The organism is Glycomyces dulcitolivorans (assembly GCF_003265355.1).
Taxonomy (GTDB): domain Bacteria; phylum Actinomycetota; class Actinomycetes; order Mycobacteriales; family Micromonosporaceae; genus Glycomyces; species Glycomyces dulcitolivorans.
Window position 1 is genome coordinate 1025 of the sequence record NZ_QFRW01000027.1, and the last position, 2707, is coordinate 3731.

3 protein-coding genes are annotated in these 2707 nt (G+C 69.6%); 1 reads left to right on the forward strand and 2 read right to left on the reverse strand.

Annotation, left to right across the window (positions count from 1 at the left end):
* Both DI269_RS27470 and DI269_RS01035 read right to left on the reverse strand, forming a co-directional pair.
* The coding region (locus DI269_RS27470) for a family 2B encapsulin nanocompartment shell protein (RefSeq protein ID WP_198667023.1) at positions 1 to 1394 on the reverse strand (1394 nt) is incomplete at its 3' end.
* Between the two features lie 82 nt (positions 1395 to 1476).
* Positions 1477 to 2271: a bestrophin-like domain gene (locus DI269_RS01035; RefSeq protein WP_112133303.1), complete on the reverse strand. Its 795-nt coding sequence runs from the start codon at positions 2269 to 2271 to the stop codon at positions 1477 to 1479.
* 77 nt (positions 2272 to 2348) lie between these two features.
* On the opposite strand from DI269_RS01035, the gene DI269_RS26665 reads away from it, so the two are divergent.
* Positions 2349 to 2707 (forward strand): hypothetical protein (locus DI269_RS26665; protein ID WP_232822557.1); only part of this gene is annotated, 359 nt, incomplete at its 3' end.

Sequence of the window (2707 nt, forward strand, 5' to 3'; positions counted from 1 at the left end):
AGCGCGTCGGGCACCAGCACCGCCACCGAGAAGTAGGCGCTCACCAGGTACGACATGACGGCCTTCTCGTCGATGCCCATGAAGCGCACCGACAGTCCCGGCTCGTACTCGTCCGGCAGGCCCGTCTGGTGCAGGCCCACCACGCCCTGGTTGTCCTCGCCCAGGCGCATCGCCAGGATCGACGTCGTGCCCGCGGAGGTGATCGGGATCTTGTTGCACGGCAGCACCGGCACGCCCCGCCACGCCACGGCCTCGCCGCCCTGGAAGCTCGCCAGCGGCGGGTACAGGCCCCGCTTGTTCAGCTCGCGGCCGATCGCCGCGATCGCCTTGGGGTGCGCCAGGATCACGCGGGTGTCGCGGCGCCGGGAGATGAGCTCGTCGAGGTCGTCGGGCGTCGGCGGGCCGGACCGGGTCGGGATGCGCTGGTTGAGCGCGGCGTTGTGGAGGAGCCCGAACTCCCGGTTGTTGATCATCTGGTCCTCCTGCTGCTCGCGGAGGGCCTCGACGGTGAGGCGGAGCTGCTGCTCCATCTGGTTCATCGGCTGGTTGTAGAGGTCGGCGACGCGGGTGTGGACGCGCAGGACCGTCTGGGCCACCGCGAGCTCGTACTCGCGCGGCGCCAGCTCGTAGTCCACGAACGTCGTCGGCAGGTCCGGCTCCCCGGTGTGGCCCGCGGCGATCGCGATCGCGGACTCGCCGTGCTTGTTCGTCTTCGCCGAGCGCGAGGCCCGGAAGCGCGACAGGTGCTCCCCGAGCGACGGGATGCGCTCGATGAGCTCGGCCACCGCGGCCGCTTGGAGCGTCAGCACGGTGACCGGTGTCGCGGCGATGACGTCGTTGTCCCACACCGGTTCGGACTCGGTGAGCACCTCGTCGCCGAAGTGGTCGCCGTCGACCAGGACGCCCACGGAGAACCGGTCGCCGAACTTGCCCTCCCCGAACTGCTCGACGCGCCCGTGGGCGATCAGGTGCAGGCCGTCGACCGGCGCGCCCTGCTGCGCCAGGTGCTCGCCCGCGCGGATCTCGCGCTGCTCGAAGCGGGCGGCGAGCGCCGCCAGGACCTCCTCGTCGTCGATGCCGCGCAGGTGCGCGATCTCGCCGAGCTCGGTGGGGATGACGCGCACCGCGTCGCCCTCGCTGGTGAACTCGACGCGGCCGTCCCCGACGGTGTGGGTCAGGCGCCGGTTGACCCGGTACGCCCCGCCCTGGGTCTGCACCCACGGGAGCACCTTGAGGAGCCACCGGGAGGTGATCTCCTGCATCTGCGGGACGGACTTGGTGGTGGTGGCGAGGTTGCGGGCGGCGGCGGTGCTGAGGCTGGTCTGCTCCTGGTGCTGACCGTTCGGGGATTGCCGGGGAATGGCGGTGCTGACGTCGCGGACGGAATCGGTCATGCGAACACTTCCTCACTTCGGGGCGATCAATGCTCAGTAGGCATTTTATTCGTCGTTTATTGTCGTAACCTAAATAAATCACTCAAAAGAGTTGTTCCTGTGTATAGTTCGCGTCGATGTAGTCGAAGCGCTCGATCGCGGTCTCGTACGCGACCGGCTCGGTCGCCCCGCTCCGGCTGAACGGGTACTCCAGCTGGTAGGTCGCGAACAGCATCAGCGCCACCATCCCCGAGATCAGCCCGACCAGCACGTACTGGTACTTCCGGGTGGGCGTCCCCAGCGTCAGCATCACCGCGAACACCAGGACCGCGCCCGGCACCAGCACCGTCCACATCGCCGCGCTCAGGCCCCGCTGCGCCTGGAGCAGCCGGTCCGTCCGGTACTCCGTGACCGCCAGGACCCCCGACTGCGCCGCGTCGAGCCGCGCCTGGACCACGTCGTCGTCGGTCTGCGCCCCCGCGACCGGCGCGCGCATCGCGTCCAGCAGCAGCAGGCCCTCAGAGGTGACCGGCTCCTGGTCGCGCATCGCCGGCCACTCCTCCTCGATGACCTCGTCCGTGTAGGCCCGCACGGCGTCGCGCACCTCGTCGCGCTGCTCGGGTTCAAGCGCGGCCGCCGCCCAGTACACGTCGACCAGCTCGTTCGCCTCGCGGAACGTCACCTCCCCGGCCTCGGACTTGTTCTCCCAGGCGGTGATGAGGACGAACGCGAGCACGATCGCGTACAGGACCGTCAGCAGCTCGAAGATGGTCGTGCCGAGCTCGTTGTTGTGGGCGCGGTTCGTCGGCGGGGCGAACCGCTGGAGCAGCGCGATGACCACGCACGCCCCTGCGACGACCGAAAGGGTGAACAAGAGTCCCTGGAGCCAGATAGGCATTGATCTCACCAGACTTCGTAAAGCAGAATATGAGGTATGAATCGTGATGAACAACGCAGAAGATTGCGGTGGGATACGTGCGGCGCCTAGTGGCTTTGGTCATCGCCGCGGGCGCCCTGACCGTCTCGTCCGGACTCGCGCTGGCCTCGGGCACCGGACCCGAGGCCGAGGCGTCCGAGACCGAGGACGGGACGGAGGTGCAACCGCTGCTGACGATCTGCATCGAGCTGCCGATCATCGATCTCCCGGACCTGCCGCCGCTGCTGGAGTGCCCGTCGCCGACCCCGGAGCCGTCCGTGCCCCCGCCGTCGAGCCCGCCGCCGACGCCGCCGGAGCCGACGGCGCCGACCCCGCCCGCCGAGACCCCTTCCCCCGCACCGGAGTCGCCCGACCCCGACCCGGCCACGACGCCCGCCGAGGACGAGCCGTCGCCGAC

What these genes read in the sequence shown, in the direction of transcription:
- DI269_RS01035 (WP_112133303.1), bottom strand. Translation starts at nt 2,271, where the DNA reads ATGCCTATCTGGCTCCAGGGACTCTTGTTCACCCTTTCGGTCGTCGCA.